Raw genomic sequence first — 26,784 nt, 5'->3', positions numbered from 1 at the left:
TCCTTTAGCCGAAGGTGATGTTGAGGATGATGACGATGACCAGTGCAAGCCCTGCGACTGGCACCGGACGTTTCCAGATCGGGGGCTTCGGCTCGTTCAAGTCCTCGAAGTCGGTCTTCGGCGTCTCCGAATAGACGAGTCCTCGAAGTTCATGCGCGGGCTTCGGCGCGGTCCTGTAGGTGACGATCACGGAGAGTACGATGTCGACAACGAAGGCCGTGCTGGCGGCGAGGAATGCTGCGCCCTGACCTGGCAGGTCGAATACTCCGGTCTCACTGAGGATAAAGACGGCGACGGCCGAGAGGGTACCGCCGACCAAGCCGACCCAACCGGCGGTCGCGCTCATGCGCTTCCAGAACATGCCGAGGATGAACGTGGCGAACAGCGGCGCATTGAAGAAACCGAACAAGGTCTGCAGGTAGTCCATGAGGTTGGAGAAGTTCCCGGCGATGAGAGCCGTGAAGATCGCAACGATGCAGGCACCGACTGTGGCATAGCGGCCGACCTTGAGGTAGTAATCGTCGTCTCGGTCCTTGACGACGTACTGCTGCCACAGGTCGTAGCTGAAGACAGTGTTGAACGCGGAGATGTTGGCGGCCATTCCCGCCATGAACGCGGCGAGCAGGCCGGCGATTGCCACGCCGAGGAGCCCATTGGGCAGAACCTCGCGCATGAGCAGCAGGAGCGCATCGTTATAGGTCACGCCGGTTTGGGCCTGAGCGGTCACCTCGTCGACGCTGCTCGCGATCTGCTTGAACTTGGTCAGCTGCGTCACGAGCACTGCGGCGATCATTCCGGGGATGATGACGATGAACGGGATGAACATCTTCGGGAAGGCGCCGAGGATCGGGGTCAGTCGTGCGGCGTTGATGCTCTTCGAAGCCATGGCCCGCTGGACCTCGACGAAGTTCGTCGTCCAGTAGCCGAAGGAGAGCACGAAGCCCAGGCCGAAGACGATTCCGACCACCGAGAGCACAGGGTTGGAGAATCCGGAGAGCTGTTCACCCGGCCAGCTGCTCAGCTGCTCTGCGCCGAGCATGCCGTCGTTGCTGATCTTCGCCACGAGTCCATCCCAGCCTCCCACACGGTTGAGGCCGATGATCGTCAGCGGCAGCAGAGCCGCGACGATGACGAAGAACTGGAGCACCTCGTTGTAGATCGCTGCCGTCAGCCCACCGAGCGTGATGTAGGACAGGACGATGGCTGCGGCGACGACAAGGGCGATCCACAGAGGCCATCCGAGAAGGCGATTGACGATGGTGCCGAGCAGGAAGAGATTGACGCCAGCGATGAGGATCTGAGCGACGGCGAAGGACAGCGCGTTGACCAGGTGGGCTCCGGTGCCGAAACGCCTGCGCATGAATTCGGGAACGGACCGAACCTTCGAACCGTAGTAGAAGGGCATCATGACGACGCCGAGGAAGAGCATCGCCGGGACGGCGCCGATCCAGAAATAGTGCATCGTCGGCATACCGTACTGGGCACCCGTCGCCGACATGCCCATGATCTCCACGGCGCCGAGGTTGGCTGAGACGAAGGCCAATGCCGTCACCCACGCCGGCAGGCTTCTCCCTGAGAGCAGGAATTCGATGCTCGAGGAAATACCGCGCTTGGCGAACCAGCCGATACCGAGAACGAATATGAAATAGATCGCTATCAGCACATAGTCGATCCACTGGGCGTCCAGACGGATGTCTTCCACAGGTCCTCCAACGTCTTCGGTGAATGGCTCCTTGTGATCAAAGCCACCTCAAGCGGATACTCTAGAGGACAGATCGGCTGATCTCCAGTGATCGAACATGAAAAGTTTTGATTGATTATGATCGCTCGCCTGTGAGCGGGGATTCTCCCTCCGAACTCGGCGTGTCGGAGGCGCCCACGACTTCGCCTACGCCAGTACCTTCGCCGTCGGCTCCGTCGGTCTCACCTCCGCGTCTGCGCTCACGCTCCTTCGCCTGGACCCGGGAGAGGAGGACCTGTGCGACCGCGACGACGAGGAGGACGGCGCCGTTGACGATGGCCTGCCAGTTCGAATTCGTCAGCCCGAGGCGGTTGATGAGATTGGCGACTACCTGCAGCAGCGTGACGCCCACCAGCGAACCCACGACCGTGCCGGCACCGCCGGTGAGCAGGGTCCCACCCAAGACCACCGCGGCGATGGCGGTGAGCTCAAGGCCCACTCCCAGAGTCGTGACACCGGAGGCCGTGTAGGAGGCCGTCAAAGCGCCGGCCAGACCCGCCATCGTGCCGCTGACCGCATAGACGATGAGTGTCGAGCGCAGCACGGGCAGACCCATCAGCCGAGCGGCATCCGGCTGACCTCCGATCGCCAGCAGGGTGGAGCCGTAAGAGGTCCGATGCAGGACGAGGACGCCGATGGCGAAGAGGACCACGACGATCCAGACCGGATAGCCCAATCCCAGAAACGAGCCGCGGCTGAGCTGGAGGAACGCCGCCTCGGCGGGCACCTTGTACGTTTCAGAGCCCTCCTGGGTCAGCGCCAGCAGCAGCCCCCGGGCGAACAGCAGCCCGGCCAGGGTGACGATGAACGCCGGGATCGACGTCCCGGCGATGATGGCCCCTTGGATGAGCCCGATGAGTGTGCACACGATGAGAGGGAGGAGCACCGCGGCCAGGAACCCGTACTGCGAGGCCCAAGCCGCAAGCACGCCGCCGAGGGCGAAGACCGATCCGACGGACAGATCGATTCCGCCGGTGAAGATGACGAAGGTCAGCCCCAGGGCCAGGGGGGCGAGGAACGCGGACTGCAGGGCGATCTGAGACAGATTCCCCGCCGAGGCGAATGACGGAAACGCGATTGACGTGATCACCACGAGTCCGAGCAGAATGGCCAGGGCGCCGTTGCGCTGGGTGAGTCTGGCCAGCATCTCGATGCGTGAGCGATTGGTCTGGTTGGCCGAGACCACATCGACGGGATCCTGGTTCGTCATGTTCTCCTCCTTCCGACTTGGAGTGCGACCGCGACGACGATCACGACGGCCTGGACCATCTGCGAGATTGAGTCCGCAACATTGTGGGAGACCAAGGTGGAGACGATGAGCTGCATGAGCAGTGCGCCTCCGACGGTGCCGAGGACTCTGACGCGGCCGCCGTTCAGCGACGTTCCGCCGATGACCACGGCTGCGATGGCGGAGAGCTCCATGAGCAGACCTAAGGTGCGCGGGTCGCTGGCCTGTGACCGGGCGGCGACGAGAATCCCGGCGAAGGCCGCGAGCAGGCCGGAGAGGACATAGACGGTGACGAGTACCGACTTGATCCGAATGCCGGCGAGCTCAGCTGCACGTTTGTTGCCGCCGATCGCCTCGATCATGACCCCGAACGAGGTCCGGCGCATGAGGAAGCCGACCACGATGACGAACACGATCGCGCTGAGCACCGAATAGGGCACGCCCAACAAGGAGCCGGTGCCCAGGACCGCGAGGCCGGGATCGGAGAGATTCTTGATCTCACCGCCGATGACATTGGCCAAACCCCGTCCGCCGATGAGGACGGCGAGGGTGGCGACGATCGGTTGGAGCCCGAAATGGGAGACGAGGAGGCCGATCATCAATCCACTGAGCCCACCGGCGACGATGCCGACGATGATCGCCGGCATCGTCCCATACCCGATGTAGAGCGGCATGACCGCGGCCGACAGGGCCATGACGCTGCCGACGGAGAGATCGATGCCCTTCGTGCCGATGACCATCGCCATCCCCAGGGCGACGATGAGTACCGGCGCGGTCTGGATCAGCTGCAGGCGCAGGTTGGACACGGTGAGGAAGTGCGGGGTGATGATGACGTTGACGACGACGAGCAGGGCAAGAGCGAGATAGACACCGTAGGCGGCGATCCACGTGCGCACCGAGGTCGAGCGCTTCAACGGCGCCGAGGTGGTGGCTGCGGCACTCATCATTCCTGACCTCCCGAGACCAGGGACTGCAGGAGTCGCGTGTTGTCGACCTCATCGCCGGTAAGTATCTCGCTGATCTCACCGTCACGCAGCACGATGACGGATTCGGATCCGGCCACGAGTTCCTCGGTCTCCGAGGAGATGAGGACGACGGCCATCCCTCGATCGGCGAGTTCGTCGATGAGTGCCTGGACCTCCTGCTTGGCTCCGACATCTATACCGCGGGTGGGCTCGTCGAGGAGGAATACCGACGGTTGGGTGGCCAGCCATCTGGCGATGAGGACCTTCTGCTGGTTGCCTCCCGAGAGCTCCGAAACGAGCTGCCTGGGCGAAGCCACCTTGATTCCCAGACGGTCGATGTAGGTGTCGACGAGTTCGTCGATCGTCTGCCGCGAGAGCACCCCGGCGGTGGACACCCGGGGCAGGATGCCGAGGACGATGTTGTCGCGGACGGAGAGCTCGGGCACGATGCCTTCGGATTTGCGGTCTTCGGAGAGCAGGGCGATGCCTGCCTTCAGCGCCGCAGGCACTGATTGTCGTCGAATGGATGCACCCTTGACGGCGATCGAACCGGCGCTCGTGTCGAGGGCGCCGTAGATCGCCTTGACGGTTTCGCTGCGCCCTGACCCCAGTAGTCCGGCCAGGCCGATGATCTCGCCGGCCCTAACCTCGACATCCACGTCGTGCAGACGTCCCGGAGCATTGAGCCCGATCGCCTCGAGCACCACCTCGGCGGTGGGGGAGTCGTCGTCTGCAGAGGAGGGAGAATCCTCAGCAAACGATGTCACTCCGTGCTCGGCGATGTCGCGGCCTAGCATGGCCGAGATGAGGGATCGGCGATCAAGGTCAGCCATCGCTCCGGTGTGGACGACCTCACCATCGCGGAGGATCGTGACCTCGTCGCAGATCTCCCACAGCTCGTCGAGACGGTGGGAGACGAAGACGATCCCGGCACCCTGATCCCGGAGCCGACGTGCGACTCCGAAGAGGACGTCGACCTCGCGCCGTTCGAGTGAGGAGGTCGGCTCGTCCATGATGATAACCTTCGCCTCAGTAGTCACGGCCCGCGCCAGCGCGATCATCTGCTGGACTCCCAACCCCAGCGCACCCAGCTCGGCGGTCACGTCGACGTCGATGCCCAGGCCGGACACCACCTCGGCGGCACGCGAGTTCAGCGCTTTGAGGTCGATGAGTCCCAGGCGTGTGCGAGGCTCACGGCCGAGGAAGATGTTGCGCGCGACCGTGAGCAGCGGGACGAGGTTGACCTCCTGGTAAACGGTCGAGATCCCCGCGTCCTGAGCCTGAGACGGATGATTGAACGACACCGGGGTCCCGGCAAGCTCGATGCTGCCGGAATCCGCCTGATAGACCCCGGTCAGCGATTTGATCAGGGTCGACTTCCCAGCCCCGTTCTCACCCACAATCGTGTGGATGGTCCCGGGGCCGAGCACGAAGTCGACATCGCGCAGCACATGCACACCGGAGAAGGACTTGTTCAGTCCACGCGCAGACAGCACAGGCTGGGCTGCCGGTACCGGCTGAGCCTCGGCCGAGAGAGATCCGGGCTCCGCCACGTCAGAATGCCTGTCCGACCTGCTGCTGCGCATTGTCGGGGGTGTATTCGCCGTCCTTGATGATGATGTCCTCAGGGATCTTCTCACCGTCGTAGAACTTCGTGAGGGTGTCGAACACCAGCGGACCGAACCGAGGGTTGGATTCGATGACCGCGTTGTATTTGCCGTCGACGATGGCCTCTACCGCATTCTTCGTGCCGTCGATGGACACGATCTTGACCTCGTCACCCGGTGTCTTGCCCGCTTCCTGGATCGCAGCCATCGCGCCCAGGCCCTCTTCGTCGTTGAAAGCGTAGACGGCGTCGATGTCGGGGTCAGACTGGAGCAGCTGAGCCGTGACTTCCTGGCCCTCCGACCGTGAGGCATTGGCCGTCTGCTCCGCGACGATCTCGATGTCGGGATACTCGGCCTTGACCTGGTCCTTGAAGCCCTTCTGGCGACCATCGGTGACGTTGTTGCCCGAGGGTCCGAGCAGAACCGCGACCTTGGCCTTTTCGTCTGTGGCCTTCGCAAGGGCATCAGCGGCGCGCTCGCCCTGTTTGACGAAGTCCGAGCCGATGAACGTGAGGTAGTTATCGCAGGATTTGTTGGTCACCTTGCGGTCGATGGTGACCACAGGAACCTTCTTCTCTTTGGCCGCCTTGAGGGCAGAGTCCAGACCGTCGGAGTTGACCGGGGCGATGACCAGTGCCTTGATGTCCTGGCTGAGCAGATTCTCGATGTCGCTGATCTGCTTGGGCAGTTCATTGTTGGCATTGGTGACGACGAGATCTGATCCCGCCTCTTTGGCTGCGTCTTTGAGCGACTTCGTCTCTGCAGCTCTGAAGCTCGCAGAGTCCGGTTCGGACTGGGAGAAGCCGATCTTGGCCCCATTGAGGTCGATTTTGTCGACTCCGTAGTCGTCCATAGTGCAGGTGGGGCCCGAAGAACCTGCGCTGTCGGCTGCCTGTGCGGCCTCGCCGCTGCTCGTCGGCTCGGACGTCGACCCTTCGTTCGTGCAGCCGGACAGCAGGAGGGCCCCTGCTGCCGCGACTGCGGACACTCGGAATGCAGTGGCCTGGATGACTGAACGCGATGGTGCGGTTTTCATATGTACCTCTTCTGTCCAGCACGGCGCCATCGCCGCGATTGATCAGAAGTTATCAGAATCACAACAAAACAATCAAGAAGTGACACCGGATCGTCATCAGATCGAGAGGTCGAGATGCTCCGGCTCGCCCGGCGCAGGTCCTCGGTCAGCTCGCCGAGGTGGTCGTGACCTCGACATCGACGCCGGCGGTGCGCAGCGCATCCAGCTCGGAGCCGTCGCTGCCGGAGTCCGTGATCAACTGGTCGATCTCCTCAGTCGGAACCGTGAGCACTGAGGATCGCAGACCCACCTTCGTGTGGTCGACGAGCGCGACCACCTTCCCAGCCCCGGCCGCCATGGCCCGGTCGGTGTCGGCCACAGGAAAAGCAGGTGTGGAGAGACCGAAGTCCGCGGCCAGGCCATTGCCTGAGAGGAAGACGGTGTCGGCCCTCAGCCCGAGGAGCTGCGAGACAGTTCCGCCGCCCACGAAGGCGCGGATCGAATGTCGCAGGATTCCGCCGACGACGATGACTTCGATGTCGGGGGAGGAGACCATCGCCTCGGCGACGAGGAGGGAGTTGGTCACGATGCGGATGCCGGAGCGTTCTTTGAGCTCCTCGGCTAGCAGCTCGGTGGTGGTGCCGGGGCCCAGTGCCACAACGTCGCCGTTGCGCACATGCTTCGCTGCGGCACGGGCTATTGCGGTCTTCTCTGCCAGCGCCTGTTCGAGCTTCTCCGCATACGTGGACTCGCGCGCACTGGAGAAGAGGACCGCACCTCCATGGGTGCGAGTCAGGCGTCCTTCATCGGCGAGCTGATCGAGATCACGCCGAATGGTCACCGCTGAGGTGCTCAGCAGGTCCGAGAGGGCGGAGATGGAGACCGCACCATCTCGTTCGATCGTCTCGATGATCACGTTGCGTCTCTGGGCGGCGATCATGGCGGCGTCCTCAGCCCCTGATGAGGGCTTCGCTCAGGGTCCGGGCCGCGTCGATGATGGACTTCGCGTGCAGGCGTCCGGGCTGACGTGTCAGGCGATCCACGGGTCCGGAGATCGACACCGCGGCCACGACGCGGTTGCTGGGCCCGCGGACTGGGGCTGAGACGGAGGCGACGCCCCGCTCGCGTTCTGCGATGGACTGGGCCCAGCCTCGGCGACGGACACCGGAGAGCATGGTTGCAGAGAAGCGGGCACCGCGCAGGCCCGTGTGCAGACGGTCGGGCTCTTCCCAGGCCAGGAGGACCTGAGCGGCAGAGCCGGCGCGCATGCTCAGTGTGGCGCCGATCGGCACCGAGTCGCGCAGACCCACGGGACGTTCGGCGGCGGCCACGCACAGGCGCAGGTCGCCCTGGCGGCGGAAGAGCTGAGCGGACTCGCCGGTCTGGTCGCGCAGCTGGCCAAGGACGGGTCCGGCCGCGGCAAGCAGGCGGTCCTCGCCGGCAGCAGAAGAGAGTTCGGCCAGACGTGGACCGAGGACGAAGCGACCCTGGAGATCACGACCGACGATGCGATGGAATTCGAGCGCAACGGCGAGTCGGTGGGCAGTGGGTCGGGCGAGTCCAGTCAATGAGACCAGCTCGGCCAGTGATGCGGGTCCGGCCTCAAGGGCGGAGAGAACCATTGCGGCCTTGTCGATGACTCCGACGCCGCTACCATTGCTTGTCATAGACACTATTGTGCGCGTCTCAGTGGGCGAGATGCAAGTTCGAAATGCGATACGGGCGAGTAAGTTTCCTGTACACACTCGTTGAGACCCCATTGGGCCCTCCTCGAGTCACCATATCGAATGTCACTCGCGCCCGAATACGGGCCATCACAGCAGTAAGCATGTACAGGCAATCCCTGTACCCGCGGGAGGAATCATGCCACGCACTTTGGCCGAGAAGGTCTGGGCCGACCACGTCGTATCCCTGGGCGAAGACGGTGCGCCCGACCTCATCTACATCGATCTCCACCTCGTCCACGAGGTCACCAGCCCGCAGGCATTCGACGGACTCCGACTCGCCGGGCGCCCCGTGCGCCGCCCCGACCTGACGATCGCCACGGAGGATCACAACACTCCGACCTGGGACATCGACAAACCCATCGCCGAACCCACCTCCGCCACACAGATCGAAACTCTGCGGCAGAACACGAAGGAATTCGGGATCCGGCTGCACAGCCTCGGCGATGCTGATCAGGGAATCGTCCACGTCGTCGGCCCCCAGCTGGGCCTGACCCAGCCGGGCACCACCGTCGTCTGCGGCGACTCGCACACCTCCACCCACGGCGCCTTCGGTGCTCTCGCACTGGGCATCGGCACCTCCGAGGTCGAGCATGTGCTCGCCACCCAGACGCTGAGCCTCAAGGCCTTCAAGACGATGTCGATCACCGTCGACGGCGAACTGCCCGAAGGCTCGAGCGCCAAGGACATCATCCTCGCCATCATCGCGAAGATCGGCACCGGCGGCGGTCAGGGCTATGTGCTCGAGTACCGTGGCTCGGCGATCCGGGCGCTGTCGATGGAAGCACGGATGACCATCTGCAACATGTCGATCGAGGCCGGAGCCCGCGCCGGCATGGTCGCCCCCGACGAGACCACCTTCGACTACGTCAAGGGTCGCCCGCACGCACCCGAGGGTGAAGACTGGGACGCAGCGGTCGAGTACTGGAAGACCCTGTACACCGACGAGGGCGCCACCTTCGACCACGAGGTCGTCCTCGAAGCCAAGGACATCGAACCGTTCGTGACCTGGGGAACCAACCCCGGACAGGGACTGCCGCTGTCTGCCTCCGTGCCCTCACCGGATGACTTCGCCGACGAGAACGACAAGGCCTCGGCCGCCAACGCACTGGCCTACATGGGTCTGACGCCGGGCACCCCGCTGCGTGAGATCGAAGTCGACACCGTGTTCCTCGGTTCGTGCACGAACTCACGCATCGAGGACCTGCGAGCCGCCGCCGAGGTGGTTCGGGGCCGGAAGAAGGCCGAGAACGTCCGCTTCATGGTCGTTCCAGGCTCCGCGAAGGTCCGCCTGCAGGCCGAGGACGAGGGCCTCGACAAGATCTTCAAGGACTTCGGAGGTGAGTGGCGCTTCGCCGGCTGCTCGATGTGCCTGGGCATGAACCCTGACCAGCTGGCCGACGGTGAACGGTGCGCCTCGACCTCGAACCGCAACTTCGAGGGCCGTCAGGGCAAGGGCGGGCGCACCCACCTCGTGTCCCCGCTCGTGGCCGCCGCCACCGCCGTGCGCGGGACCCTGTCCTCACCCGGTGACGTCAAGGATCTCCCACGCGACGCCGAGCCGGTGGCGTGGACGGACGATAAGCCCACCTTGACACTGACACCCACCCCCACCTCGGCGAACGTTTAAGGACTGACGACTGATGGAAGCTTTCAGCACACATACCGGCACCGGCGTTCCCCTGCGCCGCGCCAACATCGACACCGACCAGATCATCCCGGCGAAGTTCCTCAAACGCGTCACCCGCACCGGATTCGAAGACGCCCTGTTCTACCGGTGGCGGACCGCCGAGGACTTCGTCCTCAACGATCCCGACTTCTCCGCCGGCTCGGTCCTCGTGGCCGGACCCGACTTCGGCACCGGCTCCTCGCGTGAACACGCCGTGTGGGCACTGAAGGACTACGGATTCCGTGTCGTTCTCTCCTCCCGCTTCGGCGACATCTTCCGCGGCAACTCCGGCAAAGAGGGCCTCCTGGCAGCTCAGCTGGAACAGGACGACATCGAACTGATCTGGAAGATCCTGGAGAACCACCCGGGCACGCCGATCACCGTCGACTTGAACGAGAAGACCGTCACCTGCGATTCGGTCACCGTGACCTTCCAAATCGATGACTACACGCGCTGGCGCCTCCTCGAGGGCCATGACGACATCAGCCTGACCCTGGCCAAGGAATCCGAAATCTCTGATTTCGAATCCCGACGCGCCGCATTCAAACCGAAGACCCTGCCCGCGAAGGTCTGAGAGCCTTCCCACAGGGGACCCACGCGTCGTCTGCGCTAGTCTTGGACGAGTCCGGATTAGTCTGGACCACGTCCGGATCCCACCGGGTGCAAGTGTGACGCAGGGAGGAACATGCTCGAAGTTCGCGGCGGCAATCCGCTAGGCGGAACCGTCCAGGTCAGAGGTGCCAAGAACCTGGTACCCAAGGCCATGGTCGCCTCATTGCTGGGGGAGACACCCTCCGTGCTGCGGGGAGTCCCGCAGATCAGGGACGTTGAGATCGTCACCGGTCTGCTCGAACTCCACGGAGTTCGGGTCACGCCCGGTCCCGATGGGCAGTTGCCCGACGGTGAGCTCCACCTGGATCCCTCGGACATGGCGCAGGGGTCGATCGTCGACATCGATGCGCATGCCGGTTCCTCACGGATCCCGATCCTCTTCTGCGGACCTCTCCTGCACAGCTTGGGCCAAGCGTTCATTCCTGACCTGGGCGGCTGCCATATCGGTGACCGTCCCATCAACTTCCATCTCGACGTGCTGCGGCAGTTCGGCGCCGAGGTCGACAAGACCTCCGGCGGCATCATGCTCACCACCCGGGGACGCCTCCAAGGCACGAAGGTCGAACTGCCCTTCCCCTCCGTCGGAGCCACCGAGCAGGTGCTGCTGACCGCCGTCCGCGCCGAAGGTGTGACCGAACTGCGCAATGCGGCCATCGAGCCCGAGATCATGGATCTCATCGCGCTGCTCCAAAAGATGGGCGCCATCATCACCGTGGACACCGACCGGGTGGTGCGCATCGAAGGTGTGGACTCCCTGCGCGGCTTCATCCACCGGGCGCTGCCTGATCGCAATGAGACCGCCTCATGGGCCTCGGCCGCGCTGGCCACCGGCGGAGACATCTTCGTCGAAGGCGCCTCCCAGCCCGAACTCATCACCTTCCTCAACGTCTTCCGCCGCATCGGCGGCGAATTCGAGGTCGAGGAGTCAGGGATCCGCTTCCGCCACCCCGGCGGCAAACTCACATCCTTCGCGCTGGAAACCGATGTGCACCCGGGCTTCATGACCGACTGGCAGCAGCCGCTCGTCGTGGCCATGACCCAGGCCGAGGGCCTGTCGATCATCCACGAGACCGTGTACGAGAACCGCTTCGGCTTCACCCACGCACTCGGTGAGATGGGCGCCCAGATCCAGCTCTACCGCGAGTGCCTCGGCGGCACACCCTGCCGCTTCGGGCGCCGCAACTACCAGCACTCGGCCGTGGTCTCCGGACCCACCGAACTCACGGGAACACGCATCGACGTGCCCGACCTGCGCGGCGGGTTCAGCCACCTCATCGCCGCATTGGCGGCACGCGGCACCAGCCAGGTCCACGGCATCGAACTCATCAACCGCGGATACGAGAACTTCCTCGACAAGCTGCTGGGTCTCGGCGCCGAGGTCTCCGCATGAGCGAGGATGTTGAGTCGAAGGAGCTCGTCTCCTTCGACCCCGCTTCGGTGCGTTCGCAGAAGCGAGTGGCCTTCGCCGCCGCGACCTCGGCCTACGGGCTCATGCGCACCGCCACGAAGATGACGGTCGAGAACTCGGAGAATCTGCCGCCCCGGGGTACCGGAGCGATCGTTGCCGCCTATCACGCGAACCACCTCGACCCGATCCTCGTCGGCCTCGCACTGTGGCGCAATGGTCGGGTCCCACACTTCCTTGCGAAGTCGACTCTGTTCTCTGGGGCACTCGGTGTCATTCTCAAGGGCCTGGGCCAGATCCCGGTGCTGCGGGCTTCGGCACAGGCCGGTGACTCCCTGGACTACGCCAAGGAAGCGCTGGCTAGGGGTGAGACCGTCGTCATCTACCCCGAAGGCACGCTGACGAAGGATGAGGAGTTCTGGCCCCAGCACTTCAAATCCGGAACCGCGCGGCTGGCGCTGGAAACTGGGGCCCAGATCATTCCCGTCGCCCACTGGGGGCTCAACGGAATCTACCCACGGGGAGCGAAGCTGCCCAAGTTCAGGCCGATGAGCAACACCTCGGTGGTGCGCTTCGGTCCTGCCCTCAGCTATGACGATTTGTGGGGACATCGCGACGAGAAACGATCGAAGACGTTGCTGACGAAGCGTCTGACGAACACCATCGCAGTGATGGTGGGTGAGCTCTCGGGCCGGGAGCTGCCAGAGAGATTCCACAACGAGGAGGCAGGCGAATGAGCGTCGAGAAGACAGCAGTACTGGGTGCAGGATCGTGGGGGACCACCTATGCCGCCGTCGTCGCCGATGCCGGATTCCCCGTCACGCTCTGGGCCCGGAGGGCCGAGGTCGCAGAAGAGATCACGCGCTCGCACACGAACGAACGGTACCTGGGCGATCGGGTCCTGCCCGAGCTGCTGACGGCCACCGATGACGACGTTGCCGCGGTCACCGACGCCGAGGTCATCATCCTCGCCGTTCCCGCACAGACCCTGCGAGAGAACTTGAGTCGCTGGAAGGATCACCTGCGTCCGGGAGTCAGGCTCGTGAGCCTGATGAAAGGCATCGAGGTCGACACCGGCATGCGCATGTCCGAGGTTATCGCCGAGGTCGCCGAGGTGGATCCGGGCCAGATCGCGGTCGTGTCCGGACCGAACCTGGCCCGTGAGATCGCCGACCAACAGCCCACCGCCACCGTCGTCGCCTCGGAGAGCATCGACACCGCCGAGGTGGTCGCTGAGATCAGCGCCAACGGGTACTTCCGTCCATACACGAACACCGACGTCGTCGGTGTCGAGATGGGCGGCGCGGTGAAGAACGTCATCGCACTGGCCGTCGGCATCGCCGATGGGCAGAAGCTCGGCGACAACTCGAAGGCGTCGATCATCACCCGTGGTCTGGCCGAGACGTCCCGCTTGGCTGCCGCCATGGGCGCCCAGTCGCATACCCTCTCCGGGCTGGCCGGGCTCGGTGACCTCGTCGCCACCTGCGCCTCGCCGCTGTCGAGGAACAGAACTTTCGGGCGCCACCTCGGCGAGGGCATGAGCCTTGACGACGTCATCGCCCACACCCTCCAGACCGCTGAGGGAGTGAAATCGGCTCCTGCCATCCTTGCGCTGGGACGCAAGTACTCGGTCGACCTGCCGATCACGGAAGCCGTGTGTGCCGTCCTCGCCGGGCGGCTGCGGGTTGACGAACTCGCCGGTTTGCTGTTGTCTCGGAAGCGTAAGCACGAAGGGCCACCGGCCTGATCGCCTCAGCGTCTCAGCAGGAATTTCAACGAGAAGGAGCAGTCATGAGCGTCAACTCACCGTTCTACAACCTTTCCGACGTCCCGACATTCACCCTCACCAGCACAGACATTGAGAACGGCGCCGAACTCACCGGTCCGCAGCTCTCGGGTGCGATGGGTGTTGACGGCGGTCAGGACGTCTCCCCGCAGCTGTCCTGGTCGGGATTCCCCGAAGAGACCAAGGCCTTCGCTGTGACCTGCTATGACCCGGATGCGCCCACCGGTTCCGGCTTCTGGCACTGGGTTGTGACCGACCTCGACGCGTCGACGACCAGCCTGCCCGCCAACGCCGGCGATCCCTCGGCAGACCTCCTGCCGGCAGGATCCGTGACGCTGCGCAACGATGCAGGTGAACCCCGTTTCGTCGGTGCTGCACCACCCCAGGGGCACGGATCACACCGCTACTTCTTCATCGTCACAGCACTCGCTGAGCCGCTGGGCCTCGACGATTCCGCTTCACCGGCCTTCGCCGGGTTCAACATGTTCTTCAAGGGCATCGCCCGTGCCTGGTTGGAATGCACGTTCGAGCTCAAGTGAGCTAGAGTTTTCCAGTCCGTACAAACGGTCACGCGCTCTGACGACCAAGGATTCCTATGCCTGAAAATGATCACCGGCCACTCGTCGCAGTCCTCTTCGGCGGACGATCGAGCGAACACGCCGTCAGCTGTGTCACTGCTGCCGGAGTCATTCAGGCCATCGATGAAGACGCCTACCGAGTGCTGCCGATCGGCATTACGAAGGCCGGTGTGTGGCGCATCGTCGACGACTGGTCGACGATGGCCTTCGACCCGGCCGATATGCCAGAGGTGCTCGACAACGGAACCGAGGTCATCCCGCCGATCTCCGCTCAGGGCTCGCCCCTGCTGCAGCGCGATGCCGAGGGCCGCTACACCGAACTCGGATCCGTTGATGTCTACTTCCCGCTGCTGCACGGCCAGTACGGGGAGGACGGAACTCTGCAAGGTCTGTTCGAGCTCAGCGACACGGCCTTCGTCGGTTCCGGGGTCTTCGCCTCGGCGGCGAGCATGGATAAGCACTACACGAAGTCCCTGATGGCCCATGCCGGAATCCCGACATGCCCCTGGGAGCTCGTGACCGAAACCATGTGGGACGCCGATCAGGCCGAGGCGCAGGAGCGGATCGCCGGCCTGGGGCTGCCCGTGTTCGTCAAGCCTGCTCGGGCAGGATCGTCGATGGGAGTCAGTCGCGTCGAATCAGCCGAGGGGCTGGATCAGGCGCTGCGCTCTGCCTTCGAGCATGATGCGAAGGTCATCGTCGAACCACAGGTTGTGGGCCGTGAGATCGAGTGCGCGGTGCTCGGCTCCGTCTACGACCGTGAGATCCGAGTCTCGTACCCCGGAGAGATCGAAGTCTCAGGGGAGCACTCGTTCTATGACTTCGAGGCCAAATACCTCAACCTCGCGGATGCGCAGCTGACCTGCCCGGCACGGGTGGACGAGAAGACGACGGCCCGGATCCAGGAACTCTCGGCCCAGGTCTTCCGGCTCTTCGACTGCACGGGACTCTCACGCGTGGACACGTTCGTGACAGGGGCGGGGGAAGTCCTCATCAACGAGATCAACACCCTCCCAGGCTTCACCCCCACCTCGGCGTACCCATTCATGTGGTCGAACTCGGGCATCGAGTACCCGGCACTCATCTCAGAGCTCATCACCATCGCACTGGTCGATCACGCCCGCACCCACTGAGTTCCGGTGCCATACGGCGCTTCTCGTCGAGGGGCCTACTTAGCGTCGAAGGATCACGCTATAGCCTCGTCGCTCGAGGCTAAGTAGCCCGGTCAATGCTGAGTGGTCTCACTGAGGCGTCTCATTGAGTCACCTTGCTGGGTGTGCACGCCCGTTCTTGCTTGCCGCAATGCACTCAGTTGATTGTGTGCGTCGGCGGCTGTCAGTCGAACTCGGCGAGAGCTGCTCTGATCCTCACGAACTCACTCGTGCGGAAGAGGTCTGCCCAAACGAGGTTGAAGACTCGGTATCCGGCGTTGAGCAGCTTCATGTGTCGTTCATGGTTAGCAGAACTCGCTTGGTCTGGCCCTGCGGCATTGAGATAGTACTTTCCCACGCCGTGGACCTCGACGATCAGCGGATGCTTGTCATGTTGGAAGTCATTGCGTGCGATCCACTTTCCGGAGAGGTCGTAAGCATTAATCTGCGGAACCATCCCGGTGATGTTGAAGCGAAAGAACTTCACGGCGCACAGTGCTTCCGCAGATGACTCGTGAGCCGGGCTGGCCAGATTGATAGCCTGCACGGCTTGTCTGCAACCACGAGTGCCTGTTCGGATACCGTCGCGCAGCGATTCGCACGAAGTGAGTCCTCGCCGCAGTGCCTCAGAGATGTAGGGGACCGATACTTCCAGAGGATAGTCGCTGGCAAGGTCGAGAAGTGTTCTGGCGATGGTGGTCACGGGCAGATCGCCGATCTCTGCCAGTTCTTCAGAGTTCAGTGCACGGTCCCGAGTTAGCAGGGTCTTCTTTGCACGGTGCATGCCGGGCCGGATCACCTCGGCGGACTCTGTTGCCGGAAACGGAGGGGCAAGACCGTGTATCAGCGCTGCGGACACGTGAGAGAAGACCGCTCCCGACTGAAGTTCATCAGCATACGAGCGGATAAGCACCTTCAGCCATTCCGAATTGTCTCGAATGTCCCCATATTGTCGCGGGTAGTCCGTGGCGGTGGCGTCGTGCAGAAGGTGGAGCGGTATATGTTCAGTCGTGGTGCAGGGCGAATACAGAACGAAGTGTCCGCGCCGAATCCGGCGCAGACAACAGCTCAGCGCACCCTGAATGCCCGCCTCGGTGAACCCGAGGTTATGGAGCTCTTTGGATCTGAAGACAGAGACCATGGGCTCATTATGACTCTCAATGATGCCGAAATGCAATGAACGTCATCAAGCGTCATCAAACGGCGTTGAGTACACACATGTCCAGTGATCGCCCCTCATCGTTTACAAGCATGGTGACTGCGCCGAGGGGGCTACTTATCATCGAGCGGCCATAGTAGAACGTCTACCCTCGAAGGTAAGTAGCCCGGTCGAGGCTAAGTATGCCCCTCGATGTTGAGGGGGCCTGCTGAGGGGACTGGTTCAGAGCACCAACTCAGCGGACCTGCTCAGCTGTCGAGGTCTTGGGCTCCTACGCACTTGGCCTCTGCCTTGACGGCGGTCAGGGCCGGTGAGATGGCAGCGAGGACATTGTTGCCCGATTCTGCTTTGCGGTTGACAAGAACTTCGACCGCCGGGGTGCGACCGTAGCTGGTGAACACCCAAGTGTCGTCCTCTTCGGAGGCCTTTGAAATCCAGTCGACGCTGCTCACGCTCACGCACTGATCAGTCGTCGGTCCCGGAGGAGTGACGCCGCAGCGGACGACAGCGATATTGGGATCTCCCCACGCCATCGTGCCCTGGGAGGATGTCGTGCGTGACTTCTGGCCGGCGATCTCATCGGGCATGCGCAGCATGATGTCGGCGCATTTGGGATTCTGTGCGTCCTGAGCCGGGTCAACGACGACGGTTCTCTCGCATCCGGCCAGGCTCACACCAGCCACCACAGTGGCAATGGCTGCGAGTGCGATAGTGCGCGTCTTCTGAGGCCTCTTCCGAAGCGAGGGGCGAGGCGACGGGCGGAGGCGACGAGATCTCATACAACTACCGTATCTCCCGATAACCTTGAGTCATGACCCGACTGTCCGAACTTGGCGAATCACACGTGCTCGAACGCATCCTCTCTCACAATCGCGGCGGTTCGCAGGTGATCATCGGACCCGGAGACGATGCCGCGGTGACCGCGGTGGAGGGTAATCTTGTGTCGACTGCCGACATGCTCGTGGAGAACGAGGACTTCACTCGCACCTGGCTCGACTGGTCTCGGCTCGGAGTCAAAGCCGCAGCACAGAATCTTTCCGATGTGTGCGTCATGGGCGCCGTGCCGCACGGGCTGCTCGTGTCATTGGCCGTGCCGAACTCAACCGATATCGATGACCTCGAGGCACTCTTCGCAGGCATCGTCGCCGAGGCGGCGCGTGCCGGTGAGGAGCTGGACTGCGACATTCCCATCATCGGTGGTGACCTTTCGTCCTCCGGGCTCATCGTCGTCGCGATCACAGCGCTGGGCACCGTCGGAGGCCCTGAAGCCACAGCTGCAGGAAGCGGCGCAGCGATCACCCGCGTGGGTGCCAAGCCGGGCGACTCGATCTACCTGGCCGGGACCATCGGTCGCGCCGCTGCCGGATTGGATCTTCTCTTCGCCGGTCTCGGCGATCGTGCCGGGAACACGGGCGAGCAGCCCGAGCTCGATGCGAGTCTCAAAGAGCTGATCTCCACTCAGTTGGCCCCACAGCCGGACTATGCGGCCGTCTTGAGCATGGGGGCAGCCTCGGCGATGATCGATGTCTCCGATGGGCTGAGCACGGACCTGGGCCGGGTCGCAACGGCCTCGGGCGTCCACGCAGACATCGACCGAGCCGCACTCCAGGAACTCATCGATCCGCTGCTGCCCGCAGCACGCTACCTGCTGGCCAGCGCTAAGAGCACCGACGAAGCCGAGGCACCTGAGGAAGGAGCCGAAGCCCCGGCACCTGTGGCAGAAGCCCGGTCTGCCGAGGAATTGGCGTTGAGCTGGGTGCTGAATGGGGGAGAGGACCATGGCTTCGTCGCGTCGTCGATGCAGTTCGACACGCCTCCGGTAGGCTGGCGGAGAATCGGAGAGATGACAGTCGGCAGCGGGGTCAGTCTCGACGGCGCACCGGTGCCGACGAGCGGCTTCAGCCATTTCGGGAAGTGACATGAGCGGACCCAATCAAGCCATCGGCCTCAACGGGCGTCTGGCCGCCAGGTGGGCTCGGCGGGCCGTGGATCGTCTGCGCAAGGAACGCGTCGAAATCGACGAACTCAACGTCTTCCCTGTCCCCGACGGTGACACCGGCACAAACATGTATCACACGCTGCGCAGCGCCTACTTAGCCGTCGAAGAGCTCACTGGCCCCGTCACCTTGCCCCAGGTCGTTGCCGCACTGGCAGAGGGCGCCGGTCGCGGGGCTCGTGGGAATTCCGGACTGATCCTGGCCGTCGCGCTCCAAGGTGTTGCAGATGCCTTGGACGGTGTGACCGTGGCGACGCCCGAAGCGATGGCAGCAGCCCTCGAGCTCGCCTCCGGTCGGGCCAGAAAGGCAGTGGCCCGACCGGTCGACGGCACTATGCTCACCGTCCTCGACGCCATGGCCACCGAGGCACATGAGAAGGCCGAGAAAGGCGCCAACCTCATCGAACTCATCTCCGCGGTGCGGCTGCGCTCCCGGTCGGCTCTGCGCGAGACCACCGGACAGCTGCCCGTGCTGCGCGAAGCCGCGGTCGTAGATGCCGGCTCGACAGGGATCGTTGAACTCTTCGACCTCCTCTACGCCACGGTCACCGGCCGCACACCCCAAGACTCGATGCTCGTCGAGGTCACCAGGGCCCCACGAATCGTGCATCAGGCCAGTTCCGATGAACTCGAGATCATCGCCATCCTGGCCACGAACCCGGCATCCGTCGATTCCGAAAAGACGTCATCCACCCTCGCCGAGGCGCTTGATGCGCTCGGTGGGACATCGATCGTCATCAACGGTCCCAAGGTCCACGTCCACGTCGCGGACGAAGCCACCGCCGTGATCGTCCTCGACCACCTCGCCAGCTACGGCATCGCCCGCCTCGACATGGAGGACTTGCGCCTGCACGAGGAAGAGGGCGAGACCCATCTGGTGGCCATCGTCTCGGGCACCGGCCTGCTCATGCACTGCGCACTCAACGGAGCAAGCGCCCTGTCACCGGATGCCGGTGACGCGGTGGCCATGACCACAGACATCATCGCCGAGGAGGAACGAGAGGTCCTCGTCGTCCCCAGTTCCACCACGGTCCTCAAATCGCTGGGACAGGTGAGCGGGGCACAGGTGCTGCGCTCCCGCAATGTGGCCACGCTGCTATCGGCACTGGCGGTCTATGACCCCTTCGCCCCGACCAACGAGATCGTCGCCGATATGACCGAAGCCGCAGCCGGTACCCGCGTGGGAACCATCGTCTCGGCCGAGCAGCTGGCACTGAACCCACCGACCGGTGCCCTGCCGATCATCGATGACTCGATGGGCGCTGAACCTGGCTCGGAGGGTGGGCGGAGGATCCCACTGTCTCATCCTTCGCAGTTCTACCGCGTCTTCATAGATGGGAAGGTCAAGACTCAGAGCACCGAGCTCAGCACCTTGGTCGAGAAGCTTGCGGATCGTCTGCTGGGCGCCGGAGGGGAACTCCTCACCGTCGTCCACGGGCCGGGCTGCGCACCCGATGTCCTCTCGCACCTGCGGGACTGGATCCGGAAATCACACGCCCAAGTGAGGTTCCAGGACATCGACTCAAGGGATCGGGCCACACTGCTCATCATGGGAGTCGAATGAGCGCCCGCCTCGACGACTACTTCACCGCACGAGACCGCGGTGCACTGAAGAAGCGGGGGATCACCTCGGTGGCGGATCTGTTCCGCTTCTTCCCTCGCCGGTTCCTCGTGCCCGGAGAGAAGACGCCACTGGGCGGGCTCCCCCTGGGCGAGACCGCGATCCTGCAGGCCGAAGTCATCTCCGTGGACACCAGACGCATGCAGAAACGCCGCGGCACCATCACCGACGTGATCGTCCACGATGGACAGCAGTCGATGAAGATCGCCTTCTTCAACCAGCGCTGGCTGGACAGCCAGCTGGTGCCCGGGCTCACCGTCGTCTTCGCCGGGAAGGTCGAGGAGTACCGCGGGCAGCTGACGCTGAACTCCCCCACCTGGCTGAACCGGGACGAACACGATGAGAAGTGGACGCCGGAGGACCTCAACTCCCCATTCCCCGTCTACTCACGAGTCAAAGGCATCGCGCAGACACGACTGTGGAAGGCCATCAAGGTTCTCCTCGATGTCGCCGACCCTGCCGAGTTCGAAGACCCGCTGCCAACCGCCATGCGAGAAAACCTTGACCTGCCCGACCTGCGCACCGCATTCAACGACATGCACCGGCCCAGGTCAGCGGCGGCGACGGAGAAAGCCAAGCAGCGGTGGAAATGGGAAGAGGCACTCGCCTTGCAGGCGGAGTTCGTCTCCCGCAAGGCTGATTACGAAAGGCTCGAGGCCACCCCTCTGCTCAACGTCGGAGCCAGAAGTGAACGCTTCGACAACAATCTGCCCTTCTACCTCACCGCCTCTCAGCTGCGCGTCGGTGAGGAGATCGAGGCAGACATGGGCCGGAAGACGGCGATGCATCGGCTGCTCCACGGCGACGTCGGCTCCGGCAAGACCGTCGTGGCGCTGCGGGCGATGCTCACAGCCGTCGATTCGGGAGCGCAGGCCGCCATGCTGGCCCCCACCGAGGTGCTGGCCACTCAGCATTTCCGCTCAATTGAGAGCCTCCTCGGCGATCAGATGGCGCTCAGCCCTCTGCTCTCGAGCGATGATCAGGTGCGGGTGGCGCTGCTGACGGGGTCGATGCCGGCTCGGGAGCGCAAACAGCTGGCACTCGACCTCGCCACCGGTCAGATCGACATCGTCGTGGGCACGCATGCCCTGATGTCGGACACCACGATGTTCGACGCCTTGGGTCTCATCGTCGTCGATGAGCAGCACCGGTTCGGCGTCGAACAGCGTGAAGCGCTGCGGGCGAAGGCCGGACTCAAGGTTCCGCACACCCTCGTGATGTCCGCGACCCCGATCCCACGCACCGTGGCGATGACCGTCTTCGCCGACCTCGATGTGTCCACCCTCGATGAGATGCCCGCCGGCACCAAGGACATCACCACCCACGCCGTCTCCCTGGGCGATCATCCCAACTGGTTGGCCCGCGTACTCCAGCTCATCGACGAGGCAGCCGAGAACGGGCGGGGCACCTTCGTGGTCTTCCCCCGCATCGACCCCTCCGACATCGAAGATCCCGAAACGGGCGACGTGATCGGCAGCCGACAGGGAATCGAAGACCTGAGAGACCTGCTGCAGAACTCCGAGCAGCTCCGGTCACGTTCGATTGCTCTGCTGCACGGTCGGATGCCTCCGGCGGAGAAGGACCGGACGATGGCGGCCTTCGTCTCCGGCGAGACCGACATCCTGGTCTCCACCACCGTCGTCGAGGTGGGCGTCGACGTCCCTCGGGCAACCATGATGGTCGTCTTCGAGGCTGAGCGCTTCGGCGTCGCTCAGCTCCATCAGCTGCGCGGACGCGTCGGACGTGATGGCAGTGCGGCCATGTGCTTCCTGCTCACCGAGGTGCCTGAAATCGATGAGAGCTTCGAACGGCTCAGCGAGGTCGCAGGCACCCTCGACGGCTTTGCGCTGGCCGAATACGATCTCGGCACCCGTGGAGAAGGTGATGTGCTCGGGTCCTCACAGTGGGGAGGATCGTCGTTGAAGCACCTGTCTATTCTCCGTGATGCACCGATCGTCGAAGAGGCGAGAGCCATCGCGGAGAAGATCATCTCCGTCGACCCCGACCTGAGCGCACTGCCGGCTCTGCGGACCTTCATCAATAGGGTTCTGCCCGCAGAATCGGCTCACTTCATCGAGGCGAGCTGATGTCGCGCTACTGTGAGATGACAAGGTTTCGTGTGCTGTCGAACCACCCCCTTGAGGAGGAGACGCAATGAGAATCATCGCTGGTGCGTTCAAAGGTTCCAAGCTTGTGGCACCGGGCGGGTCCAACACCCGTCCGACCTCGGACCGGGTCAAGGAATCTCTTTTCTCCATGCTCGACGGTTACGGGGTGCTGCAGGCTGCGAATGTTCTCGATCTTTTCGCCGGGTCCGGTGGGCTGGGGTTCGAGGCCATGTCGCGGGGTGCTGCCGAGGTCGATTTCGTCGATTCGGCCGGTGCCTCGGTCCGCGCGGTCGAGGCGAATGCCGCGAAGCTCGGAATCGATCACTCGACTCGGATCCATTCCTCGGACGTTGTGTCATTCCTCAGCGCTCAGCGTGTCCCTAAGCTGCAGGCTGCCGCGCAGCAGGCATCGGGGCAGCAGTCTTCGTCGGAGCAAACTTCGGCGCAGCTGCAACCCGAGGGCCACAACGGGGGAGTGGAGCACGCTGACGGGCTCGACGCGGTTCTGGACGGCGAGGTACTGGAAACCAGAAGCGACTTCGACGACGGTGAGGGGCGCATCTTCGACCTGGTGTTCATGGATCCGCCGTACCCGCTGGGTGAGGACGCAGTGACTCAGATTCTGGGCAGGCTCTCCGGGCTCCTCGACATGGAATCCATCGTCGTACTCGAACGCGCATCACGCGCACCTGAGCCGACGATGCCGGCGGCGCTTGAAATCTTCCGTTCGAAGAGCTTCGGTGAGACCGCTCTGTACTTCGTCCAACTCAAGGCCGACTCTGAAGAGGCAGCGGATGTCGCCAGCGCAGTAGGTGCTACGGCAGCAGACGAGTCGGCGTGAGTTCTCATCGTCCCTGGCACCGCACACCCTGGGTGTTCGCAGCCTGCGGGGTGGGTCTGCTGCTCCTCTGGTTGGCACTCAGGTGGCTGACGAGTCAGTCGGAGACTGATGCCGGTGCAGGCAGGAGCGACGCGGTCACGAACGCAGCGGATCCGGTGCGGCGCTCCGATGTGTTCTGGGCCGGGCCTTCGGACATCCTGTTCTGGGTGGCCATGGTGCTCATCGCCATTGCAGTCGTCGTGAGGATCTGGCGGCTCGTGCGCCGCATCCGCAGCTGAGGTCCGTCGGAACGATCGAGACCTGAAAGTACGGCTGAAGCCCACCGGGAACGCCAGAGGCCCACCGGAATCGCATACCGGTGGGCCTCCGTTGAACGTGAGGCTTACTGCACGCTGGAGAGGAACGTACGGGTCCGTTCATGCTGCGGATTGTTGAAGATCTGATCGGGCGGACCCTCTTCGAGGACCTGGCCGCCGTCGAACATCATCACCCGGTGTGAGACCTCGCGGGCGAACTGCATCTCGTGGGTGACCAGGAGCATCGTGATGTCGGTCGTCTCTGCGATATCGCGGAGGACTCCGAGGACATCTCCCACGAGCTCGGGGTCGAGCGCGGACGTCACCTCGTCGAGGAGGAGGATCTCCGGGCTCATCGCCAGTGCCCGTGCGATAGCCACACGCTGCTGCTGACCGCCCGAAAGGCGAGTGGGATGCTCATCGGCCTTGTCTGCGAGTCCGACCTTGTCCAACAGCGACTTCGCCTCTGCCACGGCATCGGCCTTGGATCTGCCCAGCACATGGACGGGAGCCTCGATGATGTTTTCGAGCACCGTCATATTGGGGAAGAGATTGAACTGTTGGAAGACCATGCCGATCCGTGTTGTCATGGCGCGCGTCGTCTTCGACGGCAGCTCGACCCGCTTGCCGTTCTTCTCCGTGTGAGTCAGAGGCTTGCCGTCCACGAAGATGTAGCCGCCGGTCAGTTCTTCCAGGGTCATAACCAGACGCAGAATCGTCGTCTTGCCCGAACCGCTGGGCCCGATGAGGGTCACACGCTCGCCGGGAGCGACAGTGAAGTTGAGGTCTTTGAGGACCGTCGTCTTCCCGAAGGACTTCTCCACGTCCTTGAACTCGATGGCCGGGCTTGATGAGGTGTTCTCAGTAGGTGGCAAGGCGCTTGTCCAATCGTTGGATGAGCAGGGATGTCGGGTAGCTGGCGGCCAGGAAGATGAATCCGGCCAGGGTGAAGGCTTCCGTGTAGGCGAAGGTGGAACCGCCGAACTGCTTCGCCGAGGTGACGAGTTCGACCACCGAGATCGCGAACAGGAACGGGGTGTCCTTGAACATCGCCACGGCGTAGTTGCCCAACGACGGGATCGTGGCGCGCAGCGCCTGCGGGAGGACGACGGCGGTGAATGTGCGCACCGGTGGTAGGGACAAAGCCGTGGCGGCCTCGTGCTGTCCCGGAGGCACCGAATCGATGCCCGCACGGTAGCTTTCTGACATGTATGTCGAATAGTGGATGCCGATGACGATGCAGCCGATGGCAAGCGCCGGAATGTTCACCAGTCCGGGAATGTCAGAGAACGCAAAGTAGACGAACATCAGCTGCACGATCAGCGGCGTGTTGCGAACGAAGGCGACGAGCAACCTGACCAGCCAGTTGATCCAGCGGGGCAGTGAGCGGATAGCCACAGCTATGAGGAGGCCCAGAATTGCGGCGATGATGGTGCCGACCACGGTGGCGATGAGCGTGTTGACGAATCCTCGGAGGAGGATCGGCAGCGCTTCGGCGGCGAATTCCCAGTTCCAGATCACAGGCCACCTCCTTGACCGGTAGGGCCTAGCTTGGAGGCTCCATGTTTGGCAGCAGCATTGGATTTGAGACGATCGCGGCGAAGTTCCTCGCGAGCATCGCGACGAGCATCTCGTCGATCACTCCGGGAGTTCGGACGTCTGCGTCCCAGCCGTTTGGTGGCTTGGCGTTCGAGAAGGTTCATGCCCTCCTGGATCAACCAGGCGAGGGCGAAGTAGATGAGGAGACCGATGGTGAAGGCAAAGACGGTGTCTCCGGTCGACTGGCGCAGTTGTTGGATCTTGTCCGTGAGGTCACTGAGCGTGATGAAGAAGACCACAGCCGTGCCCTTGAGGAGCTGGATGAGCAGAGTGGCAAGCGAGGGAATCATCAGAGCCCAAGCCTGGGGAAAGATGACGCGGATCATACGTCGGGTCGGGGAGATGCTGAGCGCGATTGCCGCCTCCCATTGGCCTGGGTTCACGGTCTTGATCGACGATCGGACCACCTCGGCGGAATAGGCCCCGTAGTTGAGTGACAGGGCAACGATGCCGCACATCAGAGGGTCAAGGTGGATATCGAAGACGAGCGGGAAGACGTAGAAGAGCCAGAACAGCTGGACCAGCAGTGATGTGCCGCGGAAGAATTCCACGATGATCCTGGCTGGGATGTGCAGCCAGGAGTGAGGGGAGGTCATCGCGAGTCCGAGGATGAGCGCGATGATGATGGTGCCGATCGAGCCGGCGATGGTGAGGATGATCGTCGTCTGAATTCCCTCCCACAGCTGTGGGAGGAAATTCAGCAACGTTGTGAGATTGTCAGTCATGATCGGCAGTGACTAGGGGCCGGTTCAGGACTCGGCTGTGGGCAGTTCGCCCTTGCACAGCTGATCGGTCGTGATCTCACCGTCAGGACGCTCTTCCTTGGTGAAGCCGAAATCGCCGACGACATCGAGGTACTTCTTCTCATCGGAGACGATCTCGTCGAGCTTCTCATTCCACTTGTCGCGGAGTTCGGTGTCATCTGTGCGGAACACCGTGGCACCGGCACCGACCTGTGGGACTCCCTTGATCTCCTGGACGAAGGAATCGCCGACCTCGACGTCTGCATCCTTGTTGTTCTTCTCCATCCAGTTGAGCGAGATGGCGGTCAGTGCGAAGACGTCCGCGCGGCCCGTGGTCACGGCGTCCATGCCGTCCTGCGGAGTGCCGACTTCCTGAGTCTTGATGCCGAGTTCTTTGGCATAGATGGTGGTCTCAACCGCTCCGGTCATGGTGGCGAGCTTGAGGCCCTTCTTCTTCACATCGTCCATGGTCTTCATGCCGTCCTGCTTGCCCTTCTTGGTCATCAGGGCGGTGGTGTACATGAACTCCGGGTCGCCGAAGGCGGCCTGCTCACAGCGATCGGGCAGGATGGACATGCCCGCGGAGATCGCACCGAAGCGGTCGGCGTTCAGTCCGGGGATCAGCGAACCGAATTCGGTGTTGACACCCTCGACGTCGTCGACACCGAGTTCCTTGAAGACTGCTTCTGCCATGGCGACCGATGCACCCTGGAGCTCGCCGTCCTTTTCGAAGCTGTACGGAGCCTCACCGGCGAAGCCGACGGTGATCTTTCCGTCATCGACGGCCTTCTGGAGAGTGCTCTTGTCGGAATCGCTTCCGCCGCAAGCCCCCAGGGTGAGTGTCAGAGCGAGGATCGAGGTCGCGGCGGCTAGCCCCTTGATGGCTTTCATAGCTGTCCCTTTCTTAGTACGTCGACACATCTTCGTGACATGCGTCTCA

General features: G+C 63.3%; 25 protein-coding genes. 12 read left to right on the top strand and 13 right to left on the bottom strand.

Annotated elements, in window-relative coordinates; genetic code table 11:
• Positions 1-4 precede the first annotated feature (4 nt).
• From INT40_RS08870 to INT40_RS08840, 7 genes are all read right to left on the bottom strand, one after another.
• Entirely contained in the window at positions 5-1,702 is a 1,698-nt protein-coding gene (locus INT40_RS08870; RefSeq protein ID WP_101571327.1) for a sodium:solute symporter family protein, read from the bottom strand.
• A 115-nt stretch (positions 1,703-1,817) separates the two neighbouring features.
• On the bottom strand, positions 1,818-2,951 hold the full coding sequence (locus tag INT40_RS08865) for an ABC transporter permease (RefSeq protein WP_193071752.1): 1,134 nt from the start codon (positions 2,949-2,951) through the stop codon (positions 1,818-1,820).
• The gene (locus tag INT40_RS08860) at positions 2,948-3,916 is read right to left on the bottom strand and encodes an ABC transporter permease (protein WP_193071751.1); all 969 of its coding nucleotides are present in this window, start codon (positions 3,914-3,916) and stop codon (positions 2,948-2,950) included. The genes INT40_RS08865 and INT40_RS08860 overlap by 4 nt, the downstream gene beginning before the upstream one ends.
• Positions 3,913-5,487: a sugar ABC transporter ATP-binding protein gene (locus INT40_RS08855; protein ID WP_319021964.1), complete on the bottom strand. Its 1,575-nt coding sequence runs from the start codon at positions 5,485-5,487 to the stop codon at positions 3,913-3,915. Before INT40_RS08855 ends, INT40_RS08860 begins: the two co-directional genes overlap by 4 nt.
• A 1-nt stretch (position 5,488) precedes the next feature.
• Complete coding sequence (locus tag INT40_RS08850) at positions 5,489-6,577, bottom strand: ABC transporter substrate-binding protein (RefSeq protein ID WP_193071749.1); 1,089 nt, start codon at positions 6,575-6,577, stop codon at positions 5,489-5,491.
• Positions 6,578-6,722: 145 nt separating this feature from the next.
• Positions 6,723-7,496: a DeoR/GlpR family DNA-binding transcription regulator gene (locus INT40_RS08845; RefSeq protein ID WP_193071748.1), complete on the bottom strand. Its 774-nt coding sequence runs from the start codon at positions 7,494-7,496 to the stop codon at positions 6,723-6,725.
• Positions 7,497-7,506: 10 nt separating this feature from the next.
• Positions 7,507-8,223: an IclR family transcriptional regulator gene (locus INT40_RS08840; RefSeq protein ID WP_101571322.1), complete on the bottom strand. Its 717-nt coding sequence runs from the start codon at positions 8,221-8,223 to the stop codon at positions 7,507-7,509.
• A 196-nt stretch (positions 8,224-8,419) separates the two neighbouring features.
• Here INT40_RS08840 and leuC point away from each other — a divergent pair, with 196 nt between their 5' ends.
• From leuC to INT40_RS08805, 7 genes are all read left to right on the top strand, one after another.
• The gene (gene leuC, locus INT40_RS08835; protein ID WP_101571320.1) at positions 8,420-9,910 is read left to right on the top strand and encodes a 3-isopropylmalate dehydratase large subunit; all 1,491 of its coding nucleotides are present in this window, start codon (positions 8,420-8,422) and stop codon (positions 9,908-9,910) included.
• A 13-nt stretch (positions 9,911-9,923) separates the two neighbouring features.
• Positions 9,924-10,523: a 3-isopropylmalate dehydratase small subunit gene (gene leuD / locus INT40_RS08830; RefSeq protein ID WP_101571318.1), complete on the top strand. Its 600-nt coding sequence runs from the start codon at positions 9,924-9,926 to the stop codon at positions 10,521-10,523.
• A 111-nt stretch (positions 10,524-10,634) separates the two neighbouring features.
• Positions 10,635-11,951, top strand: coding sequence for a UDP-N-acetylglucosamine 1-carboxyvinyltransferase (gene murA, locus INT40_RS08825; RefSeq protein ID WP_101571316.1), 1,317 nt, complete (start codon positions 10,635-10,637; stop codon positions 11,949-11,951).
• A complete protein-coding gene (locus tag INT40_RS08820; RefSeq protein ID WP_193071747.1) occupies positions 11,948-12,703 on the top strand; it encodes a lysophospholipid acyltransferase family protein in 756 nt (251 codons plus the stop codon). The genes murA and INT40_RS08820 overlap by 4 nt, the downstream gene beginning before the upstream one ends.
• Positions 12,700-13,713, top strand: a complete 1,014-nt coding sequence (locus tag INT40_RS08815) for an NAD(P)H-dependent glycerol-3-phosphate dehydrogenase (RefSeq protein WP_101571312.1) — start codon at positions 12,700-12,702, stop codon at positions 13,711-13,713. The genes INT40_RS08820 and INT40_RS08815 overlap by 4 nt, the downstream gene beginning before the upstream one ends.
• A gap of 44 nt (positions 13,714-13,757) precedes the next feature.
• On the top strand, positions 13,758-14,291 hold the full coding sequence (locus INT40_RS08810) for a YbhB/YbcL family Raf kinase inhibitor-like protein (RefSeq protein ID WP_193071746.1): 534 nt from the start codon (positions 13,758-13,760) through the stop codon (positions 14,289-14,291).
• 56 nt (positions 14,292-14,347) lie between these two features.
• Complete coding sequence (locus INT40_RS08805; RefSeq protein WP_101571308.1) at positions 14,348-15,463, top strand: D-alanine--D-alanine ligase family protein; 1,116 nt, start codon at positions 14,348-14,350, stop codon at positions 15,461-15,463.
• 202 nt (positions 15,464-15,665) lie between these two features.
• Here the strand turns inward: INT40_RS08805 and INT40_RS08800 are convergent, their stop codons facing one another.
• Positions 15,666-16,622 (bottom strand): hypothetical protein, encoded by a 957-nt coding sequence (locus tag INT40_RS08800; protein ID WP_193071745.1) that lies wholly within the window; start codon positions 16,620-16,622, stop codon positions 15,666-15,668.
• Between the two features lie 266 nt (positions 16,623-16,888).
• On the bottom strand, positions 16,889-17,419 hold the full coding sequence (locus INT40_RS08795) for a DUF3515 family protein (RefSeq protein WP_226841906.1): 531 nt from the start codon (positions 17,417-17,419) through the stop codon (positions 16,889-16,891).
• Positions 17,420-17,451: 32 nt separating this feature from the next.
• Between INT40_RS08795 and INT40_RS08790 the strand changes: the two genes are divergently transcribed.
• The 5 genes from INT40_RS08790 (at position 17,452) to INT40_RS08770 (ending at position 23,484) form a co-directional block, all read left to right on the top strand.
• A complete protein-coding gene (locus INT40_RS08790) occupies positions 17,452-18,558 on the top strand; it encodes a thiamine-phosphate kinase (RefSeq protein WP_193071744.1) in 1,107 nt (368 codons plus the stop codon).
• A 1-nt stretch (position 18,559) separates the two neighbouring features.
• On the top strand, positions 18,560-20,200 hold the full coding sequence (locus INT40_RS08785; RefSeq protein ID WP_193071743.1) for a DAK2 domain-containing protein: 1,641 nt from the start codon (positions 18,560-18,562) through the stop codon (positions 20,198-20,200).
• Positions 20,197-22,344 (top strand): ATP-dependent DNA helicase RecG, encoded by a 2,148-nt coding sequence (locus INT40_RS08780; protein WP_101571300.1) that lies wholly within the window; start codon positions 20,197-20,199, stop codon positions 22,342-22,344. Before INT40_RS08785 ends, INT40_RS08780 begins: the two co-directional genes overlap by 4 nt.
• Before the next feature lie 67 nt (positions 22,345-22,411).
• Positions 22,412-23,206 (top strand): RsmD family RNA methyltransferase, encoded by a 795-nt coding sequence (locus tag INT40_RS08775; protein ID WP_193071742.1) that lies wholly within the window; start codon positions 22,412-22,414, stop codon positions 23,204-23,206.
• Entirely contained in the window at positions 23,203-23,484 is a 282-nt protein-coding gene (locus INT40_RS08770; protein ID WP_193071741.1) for a hypothetical protein, read from the top strand. The genes INT40_RS08775 and INT40_RS08770 overlap by 4 nt, the downstream gene beginning before the upstream one ends.
• A 104-nt stretch (positions 23,485-23,588) precedes the next feature.
• Here INT40_RS08770 and ehuA read toward each other — a convergent pair whose 3' ends face one another.
• The 4 genes from ehuA to INT40_RS08750 are packed head-to-tail and all read right to left on the bottom strand — an operon-like array spanning position 23,589 to position 26,735.
• On the bottom strand, positions 23,589-24,377 hold the full coding sequence (ehuA, locus tag INT40_RS08765) for an ectoine/hydroxyectoine ABC transporter ATP-binding protein EhuA (RefSeq protein WP_193071740.1): 789 nt from the start codon (positions 24,375-24,377) through the stop codon (positions 23,589-23,591).
• Positions 24,364-25,023, bottom strand: a complete 660-nt coding sequence (gene ehuD, locus INT40_RS08760) for an ectoine/hydroxyectoine ABC transporter permease subunit EhuD (RefSeq protein ID WP_193071739.1) — start codon at positions 25,021-25,023, stop codon at positions 24,364-24,366. The genes ehuA and ehuD overlap by 14 nt, the downstream gene beginning before the upstream one ends.
• A complete protein-coding gene (gene ehuC, locus INT40_RS08755; protein WP_193071738.1) occupies positions 25,020-25,826 on the bottom strand; it encodes an ectoine/hydroxyectoine ABC transporter permease subunit EhuC in 807 nt (268 codons plus the stop codon). Before ehuC ends, ehuD begins: the two co-directional genes overlap by 4 nt.
• Positions 25,827-25,850: 24 nt before the next feature.
• Positions 25,851-26,735 carry a transporter substrate-binding domain-containing protein gene (locus INT40_RS08750; RefSeq protein ID WP_193071737.1) on the bottom strand — a complete coding sequence of 295 codons (885 nt, stop codon included), beginning with the start codon at positions 26,733-26,735 and terminating at the stop codon, positions 25,851-25,853.
• Positions 26,736-26,784 lie beyond the last annotated feature (49 nt).

It is taken from the genome of Brevibacterium sp. FME17 (assembly GCF_014897515.1).
GTDB lineage: Bacteria > Actinomycetota > Actinomycetes > Actinomycetales > Brevibacteriaceae > Brevibacterium.
Note: the sequence above shows the minus strand (reverse complement) of the source record. Positions and strands in the feature narration are given on the sequence as shown.